General features: G+C 37.6%; 1 protein-coding gene. It reads left to right on the forward strand.

Features of this window, described 5'->3' with window-relative positions:
• Positions 1-1,295: DUF445 family protein (locus tag NOL38_RS10380; RefSeq protein ID WP_277942085.1), on the forward strand; the 1,295-nt coding region annotated here is incomplete at both ends.

The raw sequence follows: 1,295 nt of genomic DNA on the forward strand, positions 1-1,295 counted from the left end.
GTATCAGAATCAATCTCTGAATCTACATCTGAGTCTATCTCTGAATCAGTGAGTGAGTCAATTTCAGAATCTGTATCAGAATCTATCTCTGAATCTACATCAGAGTCCATCTCAGAGTCAGTAAGCGAATCGATTTCAGAATCCGTATCTGAGTCTATCTCTGAATCAGTAAGTGAGTCAATTTCAGAATCTGTATCAGAATCTATCTCTGAGTCTACATCAGAGTCCATCTCTGAGTCAGTAAGCGAATCAATTTCAGAATCCGTATCAGAATCTATCTCAGAGTCAGTAAGTGAATCAATTTCAGAATCTGTATCAGAATCTATCTCTGAATCTACATCTGAGTCCATCTCTGAGTCGGTAAGCGAATCGATTTCAGAATCCGTCTCTGAATCTATATCAGAGTCAGTAAGTGAATCAATTTCTGAATCTGTATCAGAATCTATCTCTGAATCTACATCAGAGTCCATCTCTGAGTCAGTAAGCGAATCGATTTCAGAATCCGTATCTGAATCTATCTCTGAATCTACATCAGAGTCCATCTCTGAGTCAGTAAGCGAATCGATTTCAGAATCCGTATCTGAATCTATCTCTGAGTCAGTAAGCGAATCAATTTCAGAATCTGTATCAGAATCTATCTCTGAATCTACATCTGAGTCTATCTCTGAATCAGTGAGTGAATCAATTTCAGAATCCGTATCTGAATCTATCTCCGAGTCAGTAAGCGAATCTATTTCTGAGTCTACATCAGAGTCTATCTCTGAATCAGTAAGTGAGTCAATTTCAGAATCTGTATCAGAATCAATCTCTGAATCTACATCAGAGTCAATCTCTGAATCAGTGAGTGAGTCAATTTCAGAATCTGTATCAGAATCTATCTCAGAGTCAGTAAGCGAATCAATTTCTGAGTCTACATCAGAGTCCATCTCTGAGTCAGTAAGCGAGTCGATTTCAGAATCCGTATCTGAATCTATCTCCGAGTCAGTAAGTGAATCAATTTCAGAATCTGTATCAGAATCTATCTCTGAATCTACATCTGAGTCCATCTCTGAGTCAGTAAGCGAATCAATTTCAGAATCCGTATCAGAATCTATCTCTGAGTCAGTAAGTGAATCAATTTCAGAATCAGTATCAGAATCAATCTCTGAATCTACATCAGAGTCAATTTCCGAGTCAGTAAGCGAATCTATTTCTGAGTCTACATCAGAGTCAATTTCTGAATCAGTGAGTGAATCAATTTCAGAATCTGTATCAGAATCAATTAGCGAATCAGTTTCAGAGTCAATCTCTGAATC

This window comes from Streptococcus suis, from assembly GCF_029616525.1.
In the GTDB taxonomy this organism is placed as follows: domain Bacteria; phylum Bacillota; class Bacilli; order Lactobacillales; family Streptococcaceae; genus Streptococcus; species Streptococcus suis_AF.